Consider the following 25,840-nt stretch of genomic DNA (forward strand, 5'->3'; position numbering starts at 1 on the left):
GCTGTCATTCCATAGAACGACGAAGGAGAGAGTAGGGAATCTCTTGATTTCGTTTTATCAGGTTAATGAGATCCCCAACTCGTTCGTTCCTCTCTCTTGAGGATGACAAGCTTGCAGATATGTAAGGTCTACCTCGCCACCCTCCCACTTTTCTGCTACTTTTGAGGCAGTTAATAGCTGCGAAGAAATGATATGCGAGTGTCACCTGCCCGTCGCCGACGTTGGAACAACATCCTGATTCTGGGTATTATTGCCTTTATTGGTTTGCTGAACCTGCCAACGTTAATCAAAACCTACTTAATTGATGAGCCAGCGGTTGTCAGTCAGCACCCGTATCTACTCAATCCAACTCAAGATCTTCAAGCGCTGCATTTTGCCAATTGGTCACTAGAAAACAATCAAGGCCGGTGGCGAAGCTCTATTCCTAGTGTAATTCCAGAAGCTGACCTCGTAAAACGCTGGCAAGAGCTGGTGGGTACGGAAGTTAATCAACAAAGCTTTGATGATTTGAAGCCTCAATTAGGCTCACCTGAAACTATCGAGGTGTGGTATTTCGATCAAGAAGAGCCGCAAAGGATCACTTTTTACCAAACTCCGCAGTTTTGGCTGCTGAAAAATTGGCAGGGCAAGTGGATAGCAATCTCAGTCGAACCTCGTTATCTTATGCCTGAATAGCCGCATCATAGGACCTTGTCATGCCTGAATTACCTGAAGTTGAAGTCAGTAGGATGGGAATATCGCCACATTTGATTGGAGAAACCGTTGCCAAGCTGACGTTTCGCACTCTGAAGCTGCGTTGGGATATTCCCCAAGAGTTAAAGCAGATGGAAGGGCAGGTGATTCGTAATATCTCTCGCCGAGCCAAATACTTGCTGATTGAAACTGATGTTGGCTGCGCAATTGTCCACTTAGGTATGTCAGGTTCACTGAGAGTTCTTGATGCTGAAATTGCACCAGCCAAACATGATCACGTTGATCTCAAGCTTACCAATGGCAAAGTGCTGCGCTACAACGACCCAAGACGCTTTGGTGCTTGGTTGTGGACCGAAGATGGCAACCATACTGCGCTCGGCGCAATGGGGCCTGAGCCACTAACAGATGAATTTAATGCTGACTACATAGCCGAAAAAGCCAAAGGGAAGCGTGTTGCAGTTAAACAATTCATTATGGATAACAAGGTGGTTGTAGGTGTAGGGAACATCTACGCAAACGAGTCTTTATTTGGCGCTAGAATTCATCCAACCCGACCAGCAGGTGAGATAACGAGTAAAGAGTGGGCATTACTTGTCAATGAGGTTAAGCAAGTCCTCGATACTGCAATCAAGCAAGGTGGTACAACCCTCAAAGATTTTGCTCAAGCTGATGGAAAACCGGGCTATTTTGCTCAGGAACTACAAGTGTATGGCCAAGCTGGTGAACCTTGCCCAAGTTGTGGTGAGCCGATCTCAGAGCAGAAAATAGGGCAAAGAAATACGTTTTTTTGTGGTGAGTGTCAGAAGTAAAGTCAAGGCTCTCGTTTTCTTACACAGTATTGCTAAGATTGCGTGAAACATATGCCCACTCAAGATATAATCTGTTCTTTTGTTTCGCCCCATATTGTTGTAGGAGATGCCTTAAATGGTGCAACCCATTGAGCATGTGTTTGTTATTCACGTTAGTGAAGGATATGACGAAAGACGAGAGCATATCGACAAACATTTACCAGAGTCAGGTCTGGAACGCTTCGAGTATATGCTTGATGGTGATATTAAGGATCTGACAGAGGATGTTTTAGATACACTTTTTAAAGGCAGTGAGCAAACCCCACCAGAGAAGTCATGCTTTTATAAGCATTATCTTACCTATAAAGCTATAGTTGAGAGGGATATTCCATTTGCCTTAGTTTTGGAAGATGATGCCTACCTAACCAGTGATTTTTCTGAAAAACTGGCTTTAGTGCTCCAGGAGTTACAAGGAAAGTCTAACTATTTAGTTAATATTGAAAGTGCTTACCTTAGTGTTCCTTTTAAGTATCGTAGATGCAATCAGTATATTTACCTAGCTAACCATACAAAGATGACTGGTGGCTATATTATAGATTACGTGGCAGCAAAGAAACTCTACGATTACCTTAATCAATATCCAGTTAATTTACCTATTGATATTTATCAAAGCGAAATGCGAGATATAATTGGTTTTAATATATATTGGTCGCAGCCTGCTTTAGTTCAGCAAGGAAGTAAAAATGGCACTTTTGCGAGTGCTATAAATGCTGAAGGTACAGGGTTAATGGATAAAGTCCGTTATTTGATAAGAAACTATCATAAAAAATATATTTGGAGTCATGTAAATAAACGAGTTTTAAGAGTGTTTGAAAATGTCAGAAATCACAAGTAGAAACAAACTCACGTCCTTACTATTTTTAGCTCCGGCCTTTTGGATAACCACGGGAATGTTATGGGACGGCGATGGGGACATGCGCCTTGTACCAATAGTTTTAGCTATAGCTGTTATTTCTATCTTTAGGTTTCGTTTTGAGGTAATCAAAGATAATTTTAAGAATAGCTTTTGGATTAAATTACTACTTATTAATGGATTGTTTGGTGCGATAGCATATGAATTGTATGGTTTTGACTCAAGAGAGCTCAGAGCCACATTGATTATGTTGTTCTTATTTTTGGCAATCCCAAAAAGTTTTTATGCTAAAAATCGTCTGCAGTGGTTCTTGCTAGTTGCTGCCATTTCATGTTCTTTATACGGCTATTATTACCAAGTTACTGTTACTTTAGAGCGAGGTCAATGGCCAATTAATGCCATCCCTTTTGCGACTATTTGCGGTTTAGTCGCTACCTCTTCATTCGGACTTCTATTTTCTCGTTTTGACCAGAAAAAAGTCCCAATTTTGATTATATCATTTTCTCTATCTATAGTCGGTCTATTGCTTAGTGAATCAAGGGGACCGTTGATCTCCTTGATTGCCGTTGTCTTTCTCATTTTATCGTATGTAGCATATAAAAGCCATAAGGCTATGCTTATATGTGTATTGCTGGGTTTGATAGTGACTTGCTATGGGATGTCTAAAATTCCTTTAGTAAAAAATAGAATAGAGGGTACGATTCAAGAGCTCAATGTAATACATAAAGGCAACTATACCTCTTCTATTGGTATTAGATTACAGATGGTTGGTATTGGGTTTGAACTTTGGCAACAGAAACCAGTATTTGGTTTTGGTAAGGATATTAAGGTAGAATTTGATAGGCTAGAATCAGAAGCTAGAATAAACTCCTATGTTAATAGACTAATATCAATGACTTTCCATAATGGTTATTTAGATAAATTTGTTCTTTATGGTGTTGTTGGTGGTGGTATATTTTTAACTTTCCTTTTCTACCCTATTTGGCTTTCTAGAGTATATTCTACTGAAAATGGATCAGCATTGTTATGGGCTCCTGCACTGTTTATTGCAATATGTAACCTATCTGATGCGCCATTCATTAATGCCCAAGCCGCAATCTACTATATGTTTATTATTGGTAGCGTTACTATGATGCTGTCAAATGAAAAGGAGAGAGAGTGAAAATACTATACTATCTCAAGCATGCCTTTTTAGAAACTATACCAAGATTTTTGTTTGACTTTCGAAAACGATCATTAGAAAAGACTTACACTAGCCATAATTATTGGATACAAAGTAGAGTGAGCTATTATTGCAAGTTAGATAGCAACTTTGCACTAAATAATGAATTCACAAAGGTTTCTGATTACAGGCGTAAAGGCTACACATCCTATTACTTTGATTTAAAAGAATTCCTCCACTACTTTCCTAAATCATATCGATTTAACTACTATTTTGGCGATGAAACACATATAGAGTCAGCTCCAACGCTTTTTAAAGCTAGGCCAATCGAGGGTGACAATGTTAATTCAGTATTGTTTAAACTTGATAAACGCAGACACTTCCGTTTCGTAGAAGACCTGCTTAGTTTTTCTGATAAAAAAGATGCAGCAGTATTTCGAGGTGCGGTTACCCAACCACATCGAATTCGATTTATGCAGGAAATGTTTAACCACCCCTTAGTTGATGCTGGCCAGTCAAACAACTCAGATGAACACCCTGGGTGGCAAAAGCCATTTATGTCTGTTGAAGAGCAGCTTCAATACAAGTTCCTGATTTGTTTAGAAGGAAATGATGTTGCCTCCAACTTAAAGTGGGCTATGTCTTCAAACTCGGTGGTGGTTACACCAAAAATGAAGTTTGAAACTTGGTTTATGGAAGGCACTCTTCAAGCGGGTGTACATTATATTGAAGTGGAAGATGATTGGTCTGACTTTGAAGAAAAGATTCAGTTTTACATTGATAACCCACTAGAAGCAGAGAAAATCGTCAAAAATGCTCATGATTATATCGCTCCATTTAAAGATGAGAAGCTAGAGCAGTTAGTATGCATTAAGACATTAGAACGATACTTTGAGCTATCTGGGCAGTTAGAGAAAAAGTAAGCAATGGAAAAAATTCTAATCGTAGGCCCTTCTTGGGTTGGTGATATGGTCATGTCTCAGGGGCTGTATATTGAGCTTAAAAAACAGTACCCAGACTCACAGATAGACGTGCTAGCGCCAGCATGGTGTAAAGCTATCCTTGAGAGAATGCCACAAGTTGACCAAGCGTTAGAAATGCCGCTTGGTCATAGACAGTTTGACCTCAAAACTCGTTACCAAATGGGTAAGCGATTAAGAAGTTCAAACTACACTCAAGCTTATGTATTACCTAATTCAGCTAAGTCTGCTCTGATCCCATTTTTTGCCAAAATACCGCAACGAGTTGGTTGGAAAGGGGAAATGCGTTTTGGCCTTCTCAATGATATTCGCACCAATAAAAAGTCGTTCCAGTATATGCTGGAGCGCTATGTTGCTTTAGCCCATTCAAAATCTGCGATGACAGGCAGTGGATGTTTAGGTGAGTTGAAAAATTTGCCGTATCCAGCTTTAAGTTTACAGGCAGAAACTCAGCAAGCAGCAATGAAGCAGTTTGAGCTTACTGAAAAGCGTCCGATTCTTGGCTTATGCCCAGGAGCTGAGTTTGGGCCTGCTAAGCGTTGGCCTGAGGGGCACTTTGCTCGCGTGGCTTCAGAGATGATTAGTAAGGGCTACCAAGTCTGGCTATTCGGCTCAGCGAAGGATCGTGAAGTGACGTCTGCCATTATCGAACAGGTCGCTCCAGAGAATCAGCAACATTGCTACAACCTAGCGGGTAGTACTTCTTTAGTTCAAGCTGTCGACTTGATTGGTGCATGTAAAACGGTTGTGAGTAATGATTCAGGGCTAATGCATGTCGCCGCTGCGGTGGGTTGTAATGTCGTTGCAGTATATGGTTCAAGCTCCCCAAAATACACACCACCACTCACTGACAAGCTGGCTATTCTAAATACAGATATTGAATGTCGCCCTTGTTTTGAACGTACTTGCCCTAAGCAGCACCTTAAATGCTTACAAGAACTTATGCCAGAGAAGGTTATTGAGGCAATTACTAAACTCGATGCTTTGGTTGTAGGTTAATGGCTCTATTGGTTCGCTTAGCTTATACCTTGTTACTAGCATGTGTTAGCCCCTTGCTACTTTGGGGGCTTTATCGTTCAAAACCTAATAAACCCAAGTTTGGACAGCGATGGAAAGAGCATTTTGGCTTTACACCCAAACTAGATACTCCGAGAAAAGGTGTCATTTGGGTTCATGCTGTTTCTGTAGGAGAGGTTCTGGCGTGTAAGGGGCTCGTGAGTCGCTTAGCTGAGAAATACCCGGGCAAGCAGCTACTTGTCACTACCACAACCAGTACTGGCGCTGAGCAAGTCTCTAAATTGGGTAATCATGTTACTCATCGCTATATGCCTATAGACTTCTCTTGGTGTGTACGTAAGTTTCTTAACGCTATTAAGCCTGAAGCAATGCTAATTATTGAAACAGAGCTGTGGCCTAACACTATACATACTGTCGCTTCGCACAATGTACCTATGGTGCTTGTGAATGGGCGCCTATCTCAGAAGTCATTTTCAAACTATCGGAAGCTTAGCTTACTGATATCACCAATATTGCAGAAATTGTCGACAATAATGGCTGTTCACGTTGATGATGCTGAGCGCTTTCGACAATTAGGAATCAGTAGTAAAAAGGTTATTGATACTGGTTCGATCAAGTATGATGTGATAATTGATGAAGAGGCATACCACCAAGGCCAAAAGCTAAAGCGTCAATTTGGTGATAACCGAAAGGTATTGGTTGCAGCAAGCACGCATCTCGGTGAAGACGAACATATCCTTTCTGCTTTTAAATCTGCAAAATTGGAACATCCAGAATTACTACTAGTACTGGTTCCGCGCCACCCTGAGCGTTTTGACTCTGTGGCTGAACTTATAAAAAGTCAGCAGCTGTCTTTGGCTAGGCGAAGTAGTGGCTGTTTAGGTAGGTTACCTGAAGGTACAGATGTCTATTTGGGTGATACTATGGGGGACATGATCAAGTTTCTTGCCGCTAGTGATCTTGTTTTCATGGGGGGGAGCCTTCTCGGAGATAAGGTTGGTGGACATAACTTTATCGAGCCCGCTATGCTTTCTAAGCTGACTATTACCGGGCCAAGTTATTATAACTTTTTTGATCTTGGTCAGCAGCTTGTTGCAGCAGGTGCTCTAGAAGTCGTCGAGGATGAAGAGCAATTATCCAGCAAGGTTATTGAGTGCTTATCATCACCTAAAAAGTTAGAGCACGGTGGTAGGGCAGCTTTGGCAGTTGTAGAACAAAACCAAGGTGCGCTTCAGCGTAGTGTCGATATTATCAACAGATTTATAGAGAGTTCTAAGTGATTAAAACATTCATTATTCACGTCAGCAAAGGTTATGAAGAACGACGTAAGCATATTGATAGTCATCTTCCTTCTCGAGGTATCAATGAGTATGAGTATATGCTTCGAGGTGATATCGATGATTTGAGTGATGCTGTACGTCATGAGTTCTTTGGTTCGAAACTCTCGTTAGCTGAAAAGTCTTGTTTCTATAAACATTACCTTGTGATGAAAGAAGCTGTTGAACAAAACATAGAACAAGTCTTAGTGTTAGAAGATGATGCGTTATTAGTTGGGAGCTTCACCCAAGATTTTTCCCTCATTCTGTCTGAGCTAGAAGGTAAGAGTAATTATTTCGCTAATATTGAGGAAGCATCTAACTCGGTACCGCTAAGTGTAAGAAAATCAAACCAATACTTATATCCTTGTAAGGTGAACAAGCTATGCGGAGGCTATGTTTTTGATTTAGTCTTTGCGAAAAAAATGGTCGAATACATCGAATCTCAACAAATTGATTCGCCAATCGATGGTTTAATTGGCGATAAGATTGATGAACTTCAATTTAACCTGTATTGGGTACATCCTCCTGTGGTGAAGCAGGGTAGTAAAGTTGGTATGTTTGAAAGTCAATTGAGTGGGCGTACTTCAGGTTTATACGCAACGGTCAGAAGTTGGTTCAAAGAAGGCTATCGAACACATATTCGAAGCCATGTAAGTAAAAAGCAAAAAGCTCTATTTGAAAACGTAACGAAGTATTGAACATGACTAGAACAGCGAAAAAATACTTAGCTTTTGTCATTTATGGCAATGATAAGACTTATTATCAGGGGGCTCGGTTCTGCATCTTGTCTTTCTTAGCTAATTGGCAAGGAAATGAGAGCTCTAGGCCAGAGGTCGTTGTTCTTGCAGAAGAAACGGAGCATTTTTCGGGGTTACCTATTCATCTTTTCCCAATTAATGCGGAGCAAAAGAGAGAGTGGAGCCTGAATAATACTTATCACTTTAGAATCAAAAACCGAGGCTTAAAGTACATTGGTGAACAGTTAGAATTAGAACAAGAAGATAAGCTACTTTTCCTAGATACTGATACGTATTTTGAGCAGTCGACGAATATCTACTTTGATTCCATCTTAGCAGAGCAGTCACTGATGTTTTTTCCTGAAGTGGCAATTAACTCTCTGCCTGAAACTAATGAATACGCCGTTATTCTTAACAAAATCTTTGATCTTGAGGATGGCTCGACTTATAGCGTCAATGACAAGTCGACAATGTGGGCTTCGGCTGTTATCGGAATTACCGGCGCGCAATTGAAGGCATTTGATTATGCTGACCAACTTATCAAGGCGCTGCGTAACGGTGGCTGTAAAGCTCATACATTGGAGCAGTTTGCTCTATCTGAAGCTTTGAGCCGAGAAGTAACATTAGTACCAAGCAAAGAATGGCTCAAGCACTATTCTACTAGCGGTCGCAAGGACTGGGGAAGAAAGGTGCTTGAAAGTTTCTTTGTTTCGCACGGCAATAAGCCTTTTGAAGAGCAGATCAAATTAGCAAAAGATGTCAGCTTTACTCGCCCACTTTTCGAAGTGATTCGTGGCCATATCTACAAAAAGAAAAAAAAACTGCGTAAGCTTTTCGGCTTAAAAGAAGAATAAAGATGGGGACTATTGTCCCCATACTTTTTTGAATAGAGGGATTAGCTTACTCGCACCATATTCACTTAGGTGGTCATCATCGAAGTATAGTGGTCTACCTTCATCATCACCATAACAGTACTCTTGGTCGCAGAAAGTATCTGTCGGATCGATAATCGTCACATCGCATCGTCTTGCTAAATCAGCGTAAAAGGCGTCTACCTGTTGTGAGCGCGATAGGTAGTCAGACATAGGAATCTTAACCCTTATGTCATCTTTACCTTGGATTGCCCTCTTAAACATAGTTTTTGGAACATCATTGATAAGTTCAGGCGTTGTTTTTAGCACGACAACTGGAGCGTATTGACTGATTTGACATATCGTAGATCCAAACTGTGCTAAAAAGTTAGTACGGTAGTTATCATCTATCACTGATGATCTCTTTTCATCAATAATCAGGTTGGCTTTTTCTCTTTCCCCTTTCCAATCTGCATCGTTTGCTCCCCACAGATATAAAGGAGTTCTATTCACTATAAATATAGGAACGCCTTGATACTGCTTTGAGATCTTTTCAATACTGCTACTAACAAAATTTCCACAGTCTTCAGAGGTAGTTCCATCGGATAGAACTCTTTTGACTCCAGAAATAGTAGGACATGAGCTCATGGTCCAGTCTAAAGTGGACTCGCTCTCTGGTGTCGATTTCTCTACACTTCTTACTACAGACTGTGCGTGGCTATCACCAAGTACAATGGCACCCACTTCTCCATCACCATATTTACACCCCGGGACTTCCCCAAACTCTACATGGCATTGCTTACTTCTTGGGTTTCGATCTTGAATAGCTTCAGCGATGATTAGTTCGTTTTTGCTTAACCTCCAAAGTAAACCGTCACTGTCATAGATCAGCTGTCCAATAATGGCCGTGATTAGCACAATGACTACGGGTGGAAAAGTAAAAAAATCCCTTAACTCTAGAATGCTTAACAATAGGCTTGTATTGTTCAATTGTTGAATAAGACAGCCAGCCAAGAGCTACTGATAGAAGGATGCCTAAAGTATTAAAAAGTAGAGTGCTGTTGGTGAACGACTTAATGAAAACATTAATAGGCCAATGCCATAGGTAAATGGAGTACGACCATAACCCTAAGCTGGCTATTACTTTATTATCAAACTTTGATTGAAGATTTGGGTTATTCGTGTTGCCGTACAATACAAGGGAGGCACCTAAAACGGGTAATAGTGCTCCGAATCCTGGCCAGGGGGTCGTGTGATCAAAGAGAAATAGAGCACTGACTATGGAGCTTAATCCAACAACAGATAGACTGAGTTGTACATTGCGAGAAAAAGTCTGAGGAATTTTCTGGGTTGCAATTACACCGCCAATGAGTAGTTCCCATGCTCTGGTGTGAAATAGGTAGTAGGCTTGGTCAGGGTTGGTATGAACATAGTATAAACAAAGCGAAAAGCTCGTTATGGTTAAACACCATAATGCGAGGTTTAGGCTCATTTTAGGTAGAGCCTTTTTTATACTTACCAGTAAAACGGGATAAACAAGGTAAAACTGCCATTCAACGGAGAGCGACCAAGTGTGGAGTAGCCATTTACTTTGCGCAGCAACATCAAAGTAGCCGCTTTCTTTCAAATAGGTGAAGTTGGATACAAAGCCAATGCTTACTAGTATGTGCTTGCCAAGCTTTCTCAGGTCCCACGGTGTAAGGTAAAAAAGGCATACAATAAGTATCGTCAGACACATGACGGCTAAGGCAGGGATAATACGTTTTGCTCTAGCTGCATAGAAACTAGCAAACGAGAAGTTTCCTTCGTCTAATTTGCTCGTGACAATCCGAGTCATTAGGTAGCCGGATATCACAAAGAAGATATCGACACCCACATAGCCGCCAGGTAAGTATGTCGAGAAAAAATGAAAGATCACTACGCTAACAACGGCGACAGCTCTCAGGGCATTAATATCGTGGCGAAAGTTCATGGTTTTATACGTCTTCGTTACTTTTATAGCCTTCTTCTAGGCCTGTCCAAGCATAATCTGGGAGCTGGATTGTACCGAGCCGAACTTCTTTGTCAAAAGAACGTTTGAGTCTATCTAGGTTGCTTTGCTTCCAGCCATTATCTTTCTCTTCGGCTTTACACTTATCAAAGTCGATAATCCAAGCCTGGTTGCTTTGGTCGATCAAAATATTGTGAATATTAAGGTCGGTGTGATTGACGCTAGCATCATGCATTTTCTTTATTTCCCAACCGACTTTCTTAAAGAGCTCTTTAGGTAGCACTTGTTGGGATAGTAATCCGACAAGGTCATTAGCATTACTGATCCGCTGAACAATAATATCCGCTTGATAGGTTAGACCACTTTTAGTCACTCGAGCTGCAACAGGAGCTGGCACGTTTACATTACACTCTATTAGCTGGCGTAATAGTTTTAACTCTTGATAGGCTCGCGTATCTTCGAGTGAGGTAAACCAATAGCTATCTTTGATGAGTTTGCCAAATAGACCGCCTCTGCGGTAATGCCTTAGCGCAAACTCACCTTGTTCCCCTTGTACAAACCAAGTCGTGCCGCGGCCTTGAGCGCTGCCCGTCACAGCATTGTTCTCTTGCCAATATTCGATAGAGAAAGCTTGTTCAACATTTTCTGGCAAAAGCGAAGGGTCATGCCAGTATGTGGTGTTATTGATTTGTGTTTGCTCGAACATCTATCTCTGTCTCGACTTGGTCAGTTTGTGGCATACTAGACGGATGATTATATCAAACACTTGCCACAAATGAGCCTCTCAAATAATTATCGAAAGATTCTTGTCATCGCAACTCACTGCATTGGAGACAGTTTGTTGATCACAACCTTTACTCGTAGCCTTCGAGCAGCGTATCCAAACGCTAAAATCGACGTACTTGTGAATGCGAGAGGTGAGATGGTGTTTGGTACTAACCCAGATATTAATGAACTGGTTGAAATTCCTCCTCGTCCAAAGGTCAAAGATTACTTGCGCATTCTTCGTCAGCGGGGGCGTTATGATCTTGTCGTCAATGAAATGCTCAATGATCGCACGGCTATCTACAGTTTTGTGTTTGGTAAAAAGCGTTTAGGGGCTGTGGATGAGTCTCTTGGCGGTGCTTGGTTAAAGAAGTTTATCTTTAATCATCATATTGTTGAGCAACATCGTTTTGAACATAAGATGAGTCGCGCCGCACGGATGTTGAAATTGATAGGGGTTGAGATCGAACCTCGACTCATTTCTCCAGAAGAAGCGTTACCTAATGAGGTCATGAAGAAACTACCCGACTCTTTCATTGTGGTCCATGCGCCATCGTCCAATGAAATTAAGCAATGGCCAGTTAACTATTGGCTAGAGGTGATAACAGCTCTATTAGAGGATGGATATAAGATAGTGTTGACTGGGGCTGATATTCCACGCGATAGAATGATCGTGGAAGAGATTCTCGCCGCTTTACCCGAATCACCACATCTAGTGAGTGTTCTTGGTCAATTGACTCTTGCTCAAACATCGAGCTTACTAAAGATGAGCCATGGCTTTGTTGGACCTGACAGTGGGCCTGGGCATATGGCATCGGGCTACCCCATCCCAATTGTTTCGATTATTAGTGTTGCACCTGCGAGCATGTGGTCACCTTGGCCATACGCTTTGTCTGTCGATGTGGACAAAAATCTTTATACTAATGGCACGCCTTTTCAAACTGTAGGCAATATTTGTTTAGTTCAGTCACAACGAGAATGTGTACCTTGTTATGGCAATAAATGTAAGATCAGTGATGATTTATATTCTCCATGCCTACAGGATATTACCCCTGATGCCGTCGTCGACGCCGTTAGAACAATGATTCCTTTGCAAGAGAGCGAGTAAATGATTCCTGAACCACAAAGTATCTGTGTATTGAGGCTCTCTGCGATCGGCGACGTTTGCCATGCCCTTTCTGTCGTGCAGCAGATTCAACAACGCTATCCGAGTTGTAACATTACTTGGATAATGGGAAAAATTGAGGCGCAACTATTAGGTGACCTAGAGGGTATTAACGTTGTTGTCTTCGATAAAAAACGCGGTTTAAAAGGGATGCAAGAGGTATGGCAGAAGCTTAAAGGGCAGCATTTTGATTACCTACTACATATGCAGGTCGCTCTGAGAGCAAGTTTGTTAACGCTTGGGATAAAAGCAAGAAAACGAGTTGGATTTAGCTGGAGTAGAGCGAAAGAAGGTCAGTGGTTATTTACTAATATGAAGCTGCCAGCCACGGATGCCCCTCATGTCCTCGACAATTTCGCTCAGTTTGCCCTTTATTTAGATTGTCCTACCCAAGCTCCGAAATGGAATATCCCACTTGCAGAGAGCGATTATTCGGCGCTGGATCAACTTGGCGGTAAACCTTATATTGTGATTAGCCCAGCAGCCAGTAAAGATGAGCGCAATTGGCTTCCGGAACGTTATGCGACTATTGCTGATTATGCGGCTCGAAAAGGTTATCAAGTCGTGCTTTGTGGCGCTCCCACTGATAGAGAGCATCGTTTAGCGGGTAGCATCATAGGTTTTGCCGAGACATCGATTCATAATCTCGTTGGACAGACCAACTTAAAGCAGTTGACGGCGGTACTCTCAAAAGCAGAAGTTGTGATTGCTCCCGACTCCGGCCCCGCCCATATTGCGACGACGCAAGGTACACCTGTTATTGGTCTCTATGCTCATAGTAATCCTCGCCGAACAGGTCCTTATCATGGTTTGCCGTATGTGGCCTCTGTTTATGAGCAAGTTGCAGAAGCCCAATATGGTAAAGCTGTCTCTGATTTACCTTGGGGCGCGAGGGTAAAAGGATCTGACTTAATGTCGAACATCTCTGTTGAGTTAGTCGAGCAGCAATTAGATAAAGTATTGACTGCACCACAAGCTGAAAAGTCAGCGGTGCAATAAGAAACGGAATATATAGGATAGTTATGCGTATCGCCATCTACCCAGGAACTTTCGATCCAGTGACCAATGGTCATTACGACTTAGTAAAACGAGCAGCGAGTATGTTCGATCACCTCGTTATTGGTGTTGCAGAAAGCCCTAGTAAGAATACATTGTTCTCTCTTGAGGAGCGAGTAGCACTGCTGAGAGAAACCTGTTCAGAGCTTAACAATGTATCAGTAGATGGCTTTAGTGGTCTTCTGGTTGATTTTGCAACAGAAAAGAAAGCGACGATATTGGTTCGAGGCTTGAGAACAACAATGGACTTTGAGTATGAGTTTGGCTTAACGACCATGTACCGCCGTCTTAAGCCAGAACTTGAAAGCTTGTTTCTAACACCTGCTGAAGAGTATGCGTTTCTTTCTTCTACTCTTGTTCGTGAAGTCGCGATTCATGGTGGTGAAGTAGAGCAATTTGTTCCAAAGTGCGTTCACCGTGCGATTACCAAAAAGTTAGCAGCTAAATAGTAAAGAGAGTTCAATGAACATACTGATTTATACTCATGCGACTTTGCCTGTAGTGAATTACGGTGGTACTGAGCGTGTAATATGGGATCTAGTCTATGCGCTTCATCTGCAAGGTCATCAGGTTACGCTCCTTGCTGGTAAAGGAACGATTTGTGATTGGGCTAGGGTAATCGAGTATAACTCAGAGATGCCACTTGAAAATCAAATCCCTGGTGATGTTGATGTCGTGCATTTTCATGGAGATTTTGAGCCCATCTCGCGTCCTTATGTGATGACTCAACACGGCAATTCAAACGGACCTATCGATCCAAATACTATTTTTGTCTCTTCGCAGCACGCACGTAATCATGGAGCGCAAGCATATGTGCACAACGGTCTCAACTGGGACAATTACCTCAAACCAGACCTACACAATGACCGACAGCGCTTTCACTTTTTAGGCAAGGCGGCATGGCGAGTTAAGAATGTTCAAGGGGCAATTGATATAACCAAGCGCGCTGGTGAGCAACTCGATGTTCTGGGTGGCCATCGACTCAATTTCAAGATGGGCTTTCGCCTGACACTAGACCGTCATGTTCGTTTCTTAGGGATGGTGGATGATACGACTAAGTCGCAAGTTATGACTAAATCTAAGGGATTAATCTTCCCTGTGACTTGGCATGAACCCTTTGGGCTTGCTATCACAGAAAGCCTTTACTTTGGCTGCCCTGTGTTTGGTACGCCTTATGGCTCACTTCCTGAACTTGTGAGTCGTGATGTTGGCTTTTTATCTGATAAACAATCAGAGCTTATTGAAGCTGTGAGTAGCTCACCAAACTTTACTCCGGTTATTTGCCATGAATATGCACGAGATTTGTTTAATGCAGATGTGATGGCGAAAGCGTATGTTGCTATGTATGAGAAGGTGACTTCAGGCGAGGTGCTTAACCCTCACTTAGGCAACATCATTACTGACTTTAAGCGTCTACCTTACATAAAGTAAGGCCACGCATGTGCGTGGCCCGTCTATGACTAGTAACCTACATAGGGGTCGTTGCCATCTCTGCGTGTCTTGAGTAATTTGAGTATCCACATATATTGCTCTGGACGCGGATTGACAAATTGTTCGACCACTTCATTCATGACTCGAGCGTCTTTATGCTCATCGCCAGATAAGTCCTCAATCGGCGCTTTTATCTCAATCTCATATTTGCCAGTTTCGATATTGTAGCTGGCAAAAGTCGGAACAATCTTGGCGCGGCTCACTTTAGCTAGCTTACCTAGCCCCGGTAGTGTGGCTTTTTCTGTCGCGAAGAAATCAACGAAAACGCTTTGTTCAGGACCGTGGTCTTGGTCCGGTAGGTAGTAACCTAAATAGCCATCTTTTACCGATTTAATAAATGGTTTGATACCACCACTTCGGTCATAAACTCGGCCACCATATTGGACTCGCTGTTTATGCATCAGCCAATCGGTTAAAGGGTTTTTCTGGCTATTGGCCATCGCAGACACTGGCAACCCACGCGATGCCAGTAAGATTGCTGGAATATCAATACACCAAGAATGTGGCACGAGCAAAATAGCACTCTGATTGTTGTCTCTTAGTGTGTGTAGGTGTTCAATTCCTTTTATCTCAGAATGCTTTTCAAGCCATTTTTTGCTTCTAAGAGTGATAGCGGGAAAACCTAGTAGAAAGGCTCCGGCTGTCGTTAAGCATTTTTCTAGGATAACTTCACGCTCTTGCTCTGACTTTTCTGGGAAGCAAAGTGTTAAGTTAATGCGAGCTTTTTGAATAGAGCCTTTTTGCTTTTGACATAGCTTCTTCGCGACAAAGGATGCCACAGAAACCCGAACTGAGTTAGGGAGTAAAGAAATAGGTAACCCAATTAAGAGCCCAAGCCATGTACCCCAGTGTTTGGGAGCAAGGAACGCTTTCTGGAATGTTGGGTTATATGCTTTAGGGTCGTAGTCGTTGCGATCTGTAGTCACGAAAAACCTTTATCTGACAAGAAAAGAAAAAAGCCAAGAGTTATTGCTAAGATAACGTCTTGGCTTTCAATCAGCAAATAGTTCGATCAGCTGTTAATCAAGCTCATATATTCAGCAACGCCTTCGGCGACTGTTTTGAACTGGTGATCACAGCCTGCTGCACGCAGTTTTGTTAGGTCTGCTTGAGTAAATTCTTGGTATGCGCCTTTAAGGTGCTCAGGGAATGGGATAGTTTCTACTTCACCTTTACCGTGGAACTTAATCACAGCTTTAGCGACTTCTTCGAAAGATTCAGCGTTACCTGTACCTAGGTTAAAGATGCCTGATTGGCCGCTTTCCAAAAACGATAAGTTTACTGCCGCAACATCACCGACGTAAACGAAGTCACGCTTGAAAGTCTCACTGCCAGCAAATAGCTTTGGATTTTCACCTGCGTTCATTTGGTTGTTTAGGTGGAAGGCAACAGAGGCCATTGAGCCCTTATGTTGTTCACGCGGACCATAAACGTTGAAGTAACGGAAACCAGTAATTTGAGACAGTTGTTCACCATGTTCTTCAGCATCTTGCCAAATGCGGCGTACGTAGTTGTCAAACTGCTGCTTTGAGTAGCCGTATACGTTTAACGCGCCTTCATACTCTTTCTCTTCAATGAAAGTGTGAGTTTCACCGTAAGTTGCCGCTGAAGAAGCATAAAGGAAAGGAATTTCACGTTCTAAACAGAAATGCAGCAGTTCTTTTGAGTACTCATAGTTATTGAGCATCATGTACTTGCCATCCCACTCTGTCGTAGCAGAACAAGCACCTTCATGGAAGATTGCTTCAATTGGCCCAAAGTCATCACCGGCCATGACTTGAGTTAGAAAATCGTCACGGTCCATGTAGTCTGTGATGTCTAAATCAACCAAATTCTGGAACTTCTTACCATTCTTAAGGTTGTCGACTACCAAAATGTCGTTAATGCCTTTTTCATTTAGCGCTTTAACGATGTTGCTGCCAATCATGCCAGCTCCGCCTGTTACGATGAACATTATGACTTCCTGATTTTTTTGATGTAGTTTGCCCCCTGCACTCTAACATTATAACTCACATTTTGTAATCTGAGTCCGTAAAATAGATTGGGATGAAAAGTCTTCTTTTTACCTGTTAGTCAAGATGGAGTCGTGGTCTTCATTGTAATGTAGGCTTGGCATAATTGACAGCGTATGTAGTTATCTGGAAAATACCCGAGTTTTTGTTGTATTCAGGAGTTTGGGCTTCTCGTTATCGGCTGCTGAAACTAGGAATTATTGTTATGAATCACAACAATTGGCCAGGAATCTGAAAGGTGCTTTCAAATATGAATGTGAGTCCCCAGAAACTTTTGCCTGATTTGCGTTGCTATAATTGCAACCAAATGATTAGGGAATTAGTCAATACTTGAAACTGTTACTTTATGGATATGTGTTTATTATTGTAGAAGTGAAGGGGTTGAAATAGTAATACTTATGTTGCCATTTAATATATTTAAAACAGTTATAAAAAACACCCCATTGATATCAATTGACCTGGTGGTTTACAACCAAAATAGACAAGTGCTTTTGGGAATGAGAAACAATCGACCTGCAAAAGGGTATTGGTTTGTTCCAGGAGGCCGTATACAAAAAAATGAATCAATATCAGAAGCATTTAAACGCATAACAATGAATGAGTTAGGTGTGAAGTGTGACATCGAACAAGCTGATTTTCTCGGGAATTTTGAGCATTTTTATAATGATAATGTTAGCGGGGACAATTTCAGTACACACTATATTGCTTTGGGTTACCGAATCGTGTTAGACGATAGGCATTTAACGTTGCCTATCGAACAACATAACCAATACATATGGCAATCGAAAGAGGCTATATCTGCAAACTCTCGAGTTCACAAGTATTGTCGTTGGTACCTTGAAGCAAAAATTACAGATGACTGACCCCTTTCTTGTATGATGTATATAGTAGAATAAACTAGGAAATAATTATGATTTTGCCCGTAATAATGGCTGGAGGCACAGGTAGCCGACTGTGGCCACTGTCTCGCGAGCTTTACCCCAAGCAATTTTTAACAGTAGAAGGTGAACAATCAATGTTGCAGCAAACGGTAGCTCGTTTGACTGGTATTGAATGTTTCAATCCATTAATCATTTGCAATGAAGAGCATCGATTTATTGCTGCTGAACAGTTGCGTGTGGGCGGGTATGAGCATAGCGGTATTATCTTAGAGCCTATGGGCAGAAACACTGCGCCAGCTATTGCCCTTGCTGCTTTACAAGCAATGTTTCATGTGGAATTGGGGGGGGACCCAACTTTGCTGGTTCTAGCAGCTGATCATATTATAGAAAATGAAATGGCATTTGCTTCTTCTGTAAAGACAGCATTGCCTTTTGCTGAGTCAGGCAAGTTGGTTACTTTTGGTATTGTCCCTGAGTCTCCAGAAACAGGTTACGGATATATTAAAGCTGGACGTCAGGACAAGAGCGCTTTTGTAGTTAGTGAGTTTGTAGAAAAACCAGATTTAGATACAGCTAAAGAATATTTGCAATCCCAAGAATATTACTGGAATAGTGGAATGTTTTTGTTTAAAGCGAGCAGGTATCTCGAGGAGTTAGAAAAATCTGCTCCAGAAATCTTATCCATATGTCGACGAGCTATAGAGTCTCCTCGTCAAGACCAAGAGTTTGTTCGAGTTGATAAAGCTATATTCGAAGATTGCCCAAGTGACTCAATTGATTATGCCGTAATGGAAAAAACGACTTCAGCTATCGTAGTCCCTATGGATGCCGGTTGGAGTGATGTTGGTTCTTTTTCCGCTTTGTGGGATATATCAGGTAAGGATGAGAGCAACAATGTCGTAAAAGGCGATGTTATTACGGTGAACTCTAGTAACAACTACATTGTTTCTGAAAATAAGCTTGTCGCGTCAGTTGGGGTAGACAATTTAGTTATCGTGGAAACTAAAGACGCTCTTTTGGTAGCGAAGAAAGACAGAGTTCAAGATGTTAAACTGGTTGTCGAGGAACTAAAAGCTGCGGCCAGAACAGAACATGAATTGCACCGTGAAGTTTATCGCCCTTGGGGGAAGTATGATTCCATCGATCATGGTCTACGAGATCAGGTAAAGAGAATTACAGTTAAGCCTGGAGAAAAACTATCGATTCAGAAGCATCATCATAGAGCAGAACACTGGATTGTTGTATCGGGCACTGCTTCAGTGCAAATCGGTGACAAGACGCGGTTGGTTACTGAAAATGAATCAGTGTATATTCCACTGGGAACCATACATGCGTTAGAAAATCCAGGGAAAATACCTTTAGAAATGATAGAAGTCCAAACGGGTAGCTATCTTGGTGAAGATGATATTGTACGTTTTGAAGATCGTTACGGCAGAAGCTAAGGGATTATATGTCAAAAGATTTAGTTAGCTCAGTAATAATTGGGCAAAGCGATGTCAAATTTGGTACCAGTGGGGCAAGAGGGTTAGTGACTCAGTTCACACCTAATGTATGTGGCGCATTTAGTGCTGCCTTTATTGCTGCGATGAAAGCTGACTTTAAATTTAAGCAAATAGCGATCGCGATTGATAACCGCCCAAGTAGCTATGCAATGGCGCAAGCTTGTGCTGCAGTAATTGCACAGTTTGATATTGACGTGATTTATTACGGCGTAGTACCAACACCAGCTTTAGCCTATGTAGCAAAAGAACAAGCAATTCCCGCGATTATGGTAACAGGCAGCCATATTCCTTTTGATAGAAATGGTTTGAAGTTCTACCGTCCTGATGGTGAAATTAGCAAAGCCGATGAGCAGGTTATCTTGAGTAACCCCGTTGAGTTTACAGCTATTGAAGAGCTAACCGAGCTAATGGTAAACAACCAAGCAATGGACGATTACATAGCACGTTATACATCACTGCTTAATTCTTCTTGGTTAGCCGGTAAGCGTATAGGTGTTTACGAACACTCAAGTGCTGGTCGCGATCTTTATTACAAAATATTTGAAGCGTTTGGTGCAGAGGTGATTAGTCTAGAGCGTAGTGATCAGTTTGTACCCATTGATACAGAAGCGGTTTCAGAAGAAGATATTCAAAAAGCCATTAACTGGTCGAAAGAGTATAATCTAGATCTAGTTTTCTCTACCGATGGAGATGGTGACCGACCTTTAGTATCAGATGAAAATGGTAATTGGCTACGAGGTGATATTCTTGGCCTATTAACTTCTGATGCATTAAACATCGAAGCATTAGCCATCCCTGTTAGCTGTAACACAGCGATTGAGCTGTGTGAGCGTTTCTCTCATGTAGAAAGAACAAAAATTGGCTCTCCGTATGTCATTGCGGAGCTTGCAAAGTTGGCCGAAAAATACAGCTCAGTAGCAGGTTTTGAAGCTAATGGTGGCTATTTACTTGGAAGCGATGTTGAGCTGAATGGTCAACAACTAAAGGCACTACCAACAAGAGACGCGGTACTGCCTGTGATTATGCTTTTGATGGCTGCCCAGCAAACGCCGATTTCAACGTTAGTGAAAGAACTTCCTCAACGCTTTACCCATAGTAATCGTATTCAAAACTTTCCAACAGAAAAAAGCCAAGCATTAATCGCGAAAGGCACAGTAGAGCCGCAAGAGTTACTTAAGTTAATCGGTATAGAAAATATAGAAGTTGATTTTATTGATACAACAGATGGACTTAGATTAACGCTAGAAAATAATCAAATTATACATTTACGCCCTTCGGGTAACGCACCTGAACTGCGTTGTTATGCAGAAGCAGATGTTTTTGATTCTGCATATCAAGGTGTCGTAAATACATTAAATAAAATCCAAGCCCTGTAATGTTGGCTTAAATACAAAAGAAAAGAGAAGAACTATGACTAAAAATAAAGTTGCGTTAATTACAGGTGTTACTGGGCAAGATGGTTCATATCTTGCGGAGTTCTTGTTAGAAAAAGGCTACGAAGTTCATGGCATTAAACGTCGTGCATCATCTTTTAACACAGATCGTGTTGATCATATTTACCAAGACAACCATGAAAAAAACCAAAAGTTTTTTCTACATTACGGTGACCTAACAGATACTTCAAATTTAACTCGTATTTTGAAAGAGGTGCAACCTGATGAAGTTTATAACTTAGGTGCACAATCGCATGTAGCGGTTTCATTCGAATGCCCGGAATACACGGCAGATGTGGATGCTATTGGTACACTTCGTCTATTAGAAGCAATCCGTTTCTTGGGTATGGAAAAAACAACTAAATTCTACCAAGCTTCTACCTCAGAACTTTATGGTGAGGTGCAAGAGATACCTCAAAAAGAAACGACACCATTTCATCCTCGCTCGCCTTATGCTGTAGCAAAAATGTATGCGTATTGGATTGTAGTGAACTACCGTGAATCATACGGAATGTACGCATGTAACGGTATTCTGTTTAACCATGAATCTCCTCGTCGAGGTGAAACATTCGTAACACGTAAAATTACCCGTGCTATTGCAAATATTGCTCAAGGCCTAGAGTCATGTTTATACCTAGGTAATATGGATGCATTACGTGACTGGGGTCATGCAAAGGATTACGTTCGTATGCAGTGGATGATGCTTCAACAGGATGTTGCAGATGATTTTGTAATTGCAACAGGTAAGCAAATTTCAGTGCGCGAGTTTGTAACATTATCTGCAAAAGAAGCGGGTATTGAGCTTGAGTTCTCAGGTGAAGGAGTTGATGAAATAGCAACGGTAAAATCAATCACTGGTGATAACGCGCCAGCACTGAAAGTGGGTGATGTAATTGTGAAAGTTGATCCGCGTTATTTCCGCCCTGCAGAAGTAGAAACATTGCTTGGTGACCCTTCAAAAGCTAAAGAGAAGCTAGGTTGGGTACCGAAAATTACTGTTGAAGAGATGTGTTCTGAAATGGTTTCTAGTGATTTAGATATTGCTAAGCAGCATGCTATATTAAAAAATCACGGTTATGATAAGTCAGTAGCGGTTGAGTAGATAATAATGAAAATTTTATTAACTGGCTCAAACGGTATGGTTGGTAAAAATATATTGGCTATAGCACCTAATTATCAGCATGAGTTTTTAGTGCCTAAGAGTAGTGAACTAAATTTACTAGATGCCATGTCTGTTCGTCAGTATATTGAAAGACACCAGCCAGATATGGTTATTCATGCTGCAGGCATCGTTGGTGGTATTCAAGCCAATATGGCGCAACCAGTCAAGTTCTTGGTAGAGAATATGCAAATGGGACTTAATATCCTGACTGCAGCCAATGATGCGGGCATTAAAAAATTTCTGAACTTGAGTAGTTCTTGCATGTATCCGCGTGATGCTATTAACCCTCTATCTGAAGATTTAATCCTTAAAGGGGAGCTTGAACCAACCAATGAAGGTTATGCCCTTGCTAAAGTGACAAGCACTCGCCTGTGTGAATATATCTGCCAAGAAAACCCTGCTCATTTATATAAAACGATTATTCCATGTAACTTATATGGACGTTTTGATAAGTTTGATCCGAATCATTCACATATGATCCCTGCTGTTATTCGCAAGATAGATGAAGCTAAAAAGAATCAACAAGTTGAGATTGACATTTGGGGGGATGGTGAAGCGCGTCGTGAGTTTATGTATGCAGAAGATTTAGCTGAATTTATCTTCTATGCGCTGGATAACTTCGCAGCGATGCCACAAAACCTCAATGTAGGCTTAGGCACGGACTATACCATTAATCAATACTACCAAGCAGTAGCGGATGTAGTTGGTTATACGGGGAGCTTTAAACATGACTTAAGCAAACCTGTTGGTATGAGACAAAAGCTAATTGATGATGAGAAACTCAAAGAGTTTGGTTGGGGTTATAAGACTAGCTTAGAAGCTGGTATTCAAAAGACCTATGCATATTATACAAATGAATATTTAAGTGAGAAACAGTAATGACGACTTATGCTTTGGCAAGTAGCACGTGGGATGATAACGAATATTCTGCGATTCAACGAGTAATTGACTCAGATATGTTTACTATGGGTAAAGAAGTTGCTCAGTATGAAAAAGACTTTGCTAAATTTTTTGGTGCAAAGTATTCGCTAATGGTGAGCTCTGGCTCAACAGCAAACTTACTGATGATTGCAGCGCTGTTCTTTACAAAAAATGAATCACTTAAGCTGAAACGTGGTGATGAAATCATTGTACCTGCAGTTTCTTGGTCTACAACTTACTTCCCACTTCAACAGTATGGTTTAAAGGTTAAGTTTGTTGATATTGATCTTGATACTTTGAATATGGATTTAGATAAGCTGGAAGCCGCAATCACAGAAGATACACGTGCTATTTTATCTGTTAATTTATTGGGTAATCCTAATGATTACCAAAAAATGAATGAAATTATTGCTGGTCGAAATATCTTTATATTAGAAGATAACTGTGAGTCAATGGGCGCGACGATTAATGGTAAACAAGCTGGTACTTTCGGTGTAATGGGGACATACAGTTCTTTCTTTTCTCACCACATTGCTACAATGGAAGGAGGGTGTGTTGTCACTGATGATGAAGAGTTGTATCACATCCTTCTTTGTATACGTGCTCATGGTTGGACACGCAATTTGCCAAAGTTCAACAAAGTCACTGGTGAGAAAAGCGATGACCCATTTGAAGAATCGTTCAAATTTGTGCTACCGGGTTACAATGCTCGACCGTTAGAGATGAGTGGTGCACTAGGAATTGAACAGCTGAAAAAACTGCCAAGTTTTATTGAGACCCGTAGAGAGAATGCAGAGCTATTTCAAACTTTATTTGCTGATCATCCTTACTTGCGTATTCAAAAAGAAACGGGTAAGAGTAGTTGGTTTGGTTTCTCGTTGGTACTAAAAGAAAATGCACCATACTCAAGAGCGGAGTTAGTTCAACTATTATCTGAGAATGGAGTAGAGTGCCGACCTATCGTAACTGGTAACTTTCTAAAAAATGTAGACGTGTTAAAGCTCTTTGATTATGAAGTGTCAGGTACGATAGAGTCAGCTGAATACATTGATGAGCATGGTTTATTTGTAGGGAATCATCAAAATGATATTAGAGCAGAGATTGAATTGTTGGCTAGTCTTCTTTGTGAAGGGCTATAGAGACACATTTGCATAACCTGAGTTAAGATAGCAAACTGCCTACTTACATAACCACAAGTAGGGAGTGGCAGGATATAGAAGTTAATGAGTTATAAAATTGAGATTCAACCTTCGAAAGTTCATTTTACTAGTGATGAAAACCTATTAGAGGATGCTTTGTCACAGAGTGTACCTCTTGAGCATAGTTGTAAAACAGGTGATTGTGGAGCATGCAAAGCGGAGATTGTTTTAGGTAAAATAGAAAATGAAAAGGGTGATGTAGTAACTCAAGGTGAGATTTTAACATGCCAATCCAAAGCAATGGCGGACTCGGTTTTAAAAGCTAACTACTATCCTGAGTTAGCTCATATCAAACAGCAAACAACTCCTTGCAAAGTTGCTAGCTTCGATTACGTAACTGAGGATATTGTTTCGATTAGATTTAGGCTTCCTCCTAATATTAAGTTTGATTATCTGCCAGGCCAGTATATTGACTTAAGTTACATGGGAGTTAAGCGTAGCTACTCAATAGCGAATGCTAAGAAGAAGTCAAATGAGATAGAACTGCATATTCGTAAAGTGGCAACTGGAAAAATGTCTGAATTATTATTTGGCAAACTCAGAGAAAATCAGTTAATGCGTCTAGAAGGACCTAAAGGTACTTTTTTCGTAAAAGACAGTCTTAAACCACTCGTTTTGATCGCAACCGGGACTGGAATTGCTCCGATAAAAGCTATAGTTGAGCATCTCGTTGCAACGGAAGATAAGCGTGATGTTCACATTTATTGGGGGATGCAGTATGAGAAAGAACTATATTGTAATGACTTAATTGAGCTTGCAAATATATACTCTCACATTTCATTTACCGCGGTTCTATCTCGTGAAATTGCTCAATCACCAATATCGACTTATGAGCAGGGCTATGTTCAAAATGCAGTGATTCGAGATTTCAGTACTTTAGCTGATATTGAAGTCTATGCATGTGGTTCTATTCGTATGATAGAAGAAGCGAAAGAGCTATTTTTACAACATCACCTCAAAGAAAATGCATTTTTTTCAGATGCATTTACACCGGCAAAATAATCTAGAAGTTATTTGGAGTCATAAAATGAAAGCAGTCATCTTAGCTGGCGGTTTAGGAACTCGCCTAAGTGAAGAGACTTCCGTAAAGCCCAAACCAATGGTGGAAATTGGTGGGAAGCCAATTCTTTGGCATATTATGAAGCAATACTCTGCTCATGGTATCAATGATTTTATTATATGTTGTGGTTACAAGGGCTACGTAATTAAAGAGTACTTTGCGAACTATTTTTTGCATATGTCAGATGTCACATTTGATATGCAAAATAATGAGATGAAAGTACATCGAAAACGTGCGGAACCGTGGACAGTTACGTTAGTTGATACTGGCGACAATTCTATGACAGGTGGTCGACTAGCACGGGTTACTGAACATATTAGAGATGAAGAAGCATTTTGTTTTACCTACGGTGATGGCGTAGGTGATATTGATATTTCTAAAACAGTTGAGTTCCATATGTCTCATGGTAAGAAAGCTACGCTTACCGCTACTTACCCCCCAGGTCGTTTTGGTGCTTTAGATATACAAGAAGGCAGTGTAAACAGCTTTAAAGAAAAGCCTAAAGGCGATGGTGCTATGATCAATGGTGGCTTTTTTGTATTGTCGCCTGAGGTGTTAGATTATATAGAAGGTGATAGTACGGTTTGGGAGCAGTATCCACTCAATCAGTTAGCTGAAGACGGTGAGCTAATGGCATATGAGCATCATGGTTTCTGGCAACCGATGGATACATTGCGTGACAAAGTGTATTTAGAAGAACTTTGGCAAGAGAATAAAGCCCCATGGAAAGTTTGGGAGTAAAT

26 protein-coding genes are annotated in these 25,840 nt (G+C 41.1%); 21 read left to right on the forward strand and 5 right to left on the reverse strand.

Annotated elements, in window-relative coordinates; translation table 11 throughout:
* Positions 1–192: 192 nt before the first annotated feature.
* The 9 genes from ELS82_RS03170 (at position 193) to ELS82_RS03210 (ending at position 8,463) form a co-directional block, all read left to right on the forward strand.
* Positions 193–675, forward strand: coding sequence for a hypothetical protein (locus tag ELS82_RS03170; protein WP_134834197.1), 483 nt, complete (start codon positions 193–195; stop codon positions 673–675).
* A 20-nt stretch (positions 676–695) separates the two neighbouring features.
* On the forward strand, positions 696–1,502 hold the full coding sequence (gene mutM / locus ELS82_RS03175; protein WP_134834198.1) for a bifunctional DNA-formamidopyrimidine glycosylase/DNA-(apurinic or apyrimidinic site) lyase: 807 nt from the start codon (positions 696–698) through the stop codon (positions 1,500–1,502).
* A gap of 115 nt (positions 1,503–1,617) precedes the next feature.
* Positions 1,618–2,376, forward strand: a complete 759-nt coding sequence (locus ELS82_RS03180) for a glycosyltransferase family 25 protein (RefSeq protein WP_134834199.1) — start codon at positions 1,618–1,620, stop codon at positions 2,374–2,376.
* On the forward strand, positions 2,357–3,556 hold the full coding sequence (locus tag ELS82_RS03185) for an O-antigen ligase family protein (RefSeq protein WP_134834200.1): 1,200 nt from the start codon (positions 2,357–2,359) through the stop codon (positions 3,554–3,556). Before ELS82_RS03180 ends, ELS82_RS03185 begins: the two co-directional genes overlap by 20 nt.
* On the forward strand, positions 3,553–4,479 hold the full coding sequence (locus tag ELS82_RS03190) for a glycosyl transferase family 90 (protein ID WP_134834201.1): 927 nt from the start codon (positions 3,553–3,555) through the stop codon (positions 4,477–4,479). Before ELS82_RS03185 ends, ELS82_RS03190 begins: the two co-directional genes overlap by 4 nt.
* A 3-nt stretch (positions 4,480–4,482) precedes the next feature.
* Positions 4,483–5,535, forward strand: a complete 1,053-nt coding sequence (waaF, locus tag ELS82_RS03195) for a lipopolysaccharide heptosyltransferase II (protein ID WP_134834202.1) — start codon at positions 4,483–4,485, stop codon at positions 5,533–5,535.
* Positions 5,535–6,833 carry a lipid IV(A) 3-deoxy-D-manno-octulosonic acid transferase gene (gene waaA / locus ELS82_RS03200; protein ID WP_134834203.1) on the forward strand — a complete coding sequence of 433 codons (1,299 nt, stop codon included), beginning with the start codon at positions 5,535–5,537 and terminating at the stop codon, positions 6,831–6,833. The genes waaF and waaA overlap by 1 nt, the downstream gene beginning before the upstream one ends.
* On the forward strand, positions 6,830–7,570 hold the full coding sequence (locus tag ELS82_RS03205) for a glycosyltransferase family 25 protein (protein WP_134834204.1): 741 nt from the start codon (positions 6,830–6,832) through the stop codon (positions 7,568–7,570). The genes waaA and ELS82_RS03205 overlap by 4 nt, the downstream gene beginning before the upstream one ends.
* Before the next feature lie 2 nt (positions 7,571–7,572).
* A complete protein-coding gene (locus ELS82_RS03210) occupies positions 7,573–8,463 on the forward strand; it encodes a hypothetical protein (protein WP_134834205.1) in 891 nt (296 codons plus the stop codon).
* A gap of 9 nt (positions 8,464–8,472) precedes the next feature.
* On the opposite strand, the gene ELS82_RS26875 is transcribed toward ELS82_RS03210, so the two are convergent.
* From ELS82_RS26875 to ELS82_RS03220, 3 genes are read right to left on the reverse strand one after another with little or no spacing between them, the layout of a single operon-like run.
* On the reverse strand, positions 8,473–9,378 hold the full coding sequence (locus ELS82_RS26875; RefSeq protein WP_244230744.1) for an SGNH hydrolase domain-containing protein: 906 nt from the start codon (positions 9,376–9,378) through the stop codon (positions 8,473–8,475).
* The gene (locus ELS82_RS26880) at positions 9,341–10,432 is read right to left on the reverse strand and encodes an acyltransferase family protein (RefSeq protein ID WP_244230745.1); all 1,092 of its coding nucleotides are present in this window, start codon (positions 10,430–10,432) and stop codon (positions 9,341–9,343) included. The genes ELS82_RS26875 and ELS82_RS26880 overlap by 38 nt, the downstream gene beginning before the upstream one ends.
* Positions 10,433–10,436: 4 nt before the next feature.
* On the reverse strand, positions 10,437–11,156 hold the full coding sequence (locus ELS82_RS03220) for a 3-deoxy-D-manno-octulosonic acid kinase (protein WP_134834206.1): 720 nt from the start codon (positions 11,154–11,156) through the stop codon (positions 10,437–10,439).
* Between the two features lie 69 nt (positions 11,157–11,225).
* On the opposite strand from ELS82_RS03220, the gene ELS82_RS03225 reads away from it, so the two are divergent.
* The 4 genes from ELS82_RS03225 to ELS82_RS03240 are packed head-to-tail and all read left to right on the forward strand — an operon-like array spanning position 11,226 to position 14,867.
* On the forward strand, positions 11,226–12,323 hold the full coding sequence (locus ELS82_RS03225; protein WP_208733129.1) for a glycosyltransferase family 9 protein: 1,098 nt from the start codon (positions 11,226–11,228) through the stop codon (positions 12,321–12,323).
* Positions 12,324–13,379 (forward strand): glycosyltransferase family 9 protein, encoded by a 1,056-nt coding sequence (locus ELS82_RS03230; RefSeq protein ID WP_134834207.1) that lies wholly within the window; start codon positions 12,324–12,326, stop codon positions 13,377–13,379.
* Positions 13,380–13,402: 23 nt separating this feature from the next.
* Positions 13,403–13,885 (forward strand): pantetheine-phosphate adenylyltransferase, encoded by a 483-nt coding sequence (coaD, locus tag ELS82_RS03235; protein WP_053438737.1) that lies wholly within the window; start codon positions 13,403–13,405, stop codon positions 13,883–13,885.
* Between the two features lie 13 nt (positions 13,886–13,898).
* Positions 13,899–14,867: a glycosyltransferase gene (locus tag ELS82_RS03240; protein ID WP_134834208.1), complete on the forward strand. Its 969-nt coding sequence runs from the start codon at positions 13,899–13,901 to the stop codon at positions 14,865–14,867.
* A gap of 29 nt (positions 14,868–14,896) precedes the next feature.
* Here the strand turns inward: ELS82_RS03240 and lpxM are convergent, their stop codons facing one another.
* Complete coding sequence (lpxM, locus tag ELS82_RS03245; protein ID WP_134834209.1) at positions 14,897–15,853, reverse strand: lauroyl-Kdo(2)-lipid IV(A) myristoyltransferase; 957 nt, start codon at positions 15,851–15,853, stop codon at positions 14,897–14,899.
* An 86-nt stretch (positions 15,854–15,939) separates the two neighbouring features.
* Complete coding sequence (gene rfaD / locus ELS82_RS03250) at positions 15,940–16,881, reverse strand: ADP-glyceromanno-heptose 6-epimerase (protein WP_134834210.1); 942 nt, start codon at positions 16,879–16,881, stop codon at positions 15,940–15,942.
* Between the two features lie 456 nt (positions 16,882–17,337).
* Between rfaD and ELS82_RS03255 the strand changes: the two genes are divergently transcribed.
* The 8 genes from ELS82_RS03255 to rfbF all read left to right on the forward strand — a co-directional run bounded on the left by ELS82_RS03255 (position 17,338) and on the right by rfbF (position 25,838).
* On the forward strand, positions 17,338–17,802 hold the full coding sequence (locus ELS82_RS03255) for a GDP-mannose mannosyl hydrolase (protein ID WP_134834211.1): 465 nt from the start codon (positions 17,338–17,340) through the stop codon (positions 17,800–17,802).
* A gap of 47 nt (positions 17,803–17,849) precedes the next feature.
* Entirely contained in the window at positions 17,850–19,262 is a 1,413-nt protein-coding gene (locus ELS82_RS03260) for a mannose-1-phosphate guanylyltransferase/mannose-6-phosphate isomerase (protein WP_134834212.1), read from the forward strand.
* An 8-nt stretch (positions 19,263–19,270) separates the two neighbouring features.
* The gene (locus tag ELS82_RS03265; protein ID WP_134834213.1) at positions 19,271–20,698 is read left to right on the forward strand and encodes a phosphomannomutase; all 1,428 of its coding nucleotides are present in this window, start codon (positions 19,271–19,273) and stop codon (positions 20,696–20,698) included.
* 34 nt (positions 20,699–20,732) lie between these two features.
* Positions 20,733–21,857, forward strand: coding sequence for a GDP-mannose 4,6-dehydratase (gene gmd, locus ELS82_RS03270; protein ID WP_134834214.1), 1,125 nt, complete (start codon positions 20,733–20,735; stop codon positions 21,855–21,857).
* 6 nt (positions 21,858–21,863) lie between these two features.
* On the forward strand, positions 21,864–22,796 hold the full coding sequence (locus tag ELS82_RS03275; RefSeq protein WP_134834215.1) for a GDP-L-fucose synthase family protein: 933 nt from the start codon (positions 21,864–21,866) through the stop codon (positions 22,794–22,796).
* Positions 22,796–23,977: a DegT/DnrJ/EryC1/StrS family aminotransferase gene (locus ELS82_RS03280; RefSeq protein WP_134834216.1), complete on the forward strand. Its 1,182-nt coding sequence runs from the start codon at positions 22,796–22,798 to the stop codon at positions 23,975–23,977. Before ELS82_RS03275 ends, ELS82_RS03280 begins: the two co-directional genes overlap by 1 nt.
* Before the next feature lie 84 nt (positions 23,978–24,061).
* The gene (locus ELS82_RS03285) at positions 24,062–25,039 is read left to right on the forward strand and encodes an FAD-binding oxidoreductase (protein WP_134834217.1); all 978 of its coding nucleotides are present in this window, start codon (positions 24,062–24,064) and stop codon (positions 25,037–25,039) included.
* Between the two features lie 25 nt (positions 25,040–25,064).
* On the forward strand, positions 25,065–25,838 hold the full coding sequence (gene rfbF / locus ELS82_RS03290) for a glucose-1-phosphate cytidylyltransferase (RefSeq protein ID WP_134834218.1): 774 nt from the start codon (positions 25,065–25,067) through the stop codon (positions 25,836–25,838).
* The last annotated feature ends 2 nt before the right edge of the window (positions 25,839–25,840 follow it).

Source organism: Vibrio ouci, assembly GCF_004551525.1.
Taxonomy (GTDB): Bacteria; Pseudomonadota; Gammaproteobacteria; order Enterobacterales; family Vibrionaceae; genus Vibrio; species Vibrio ouci.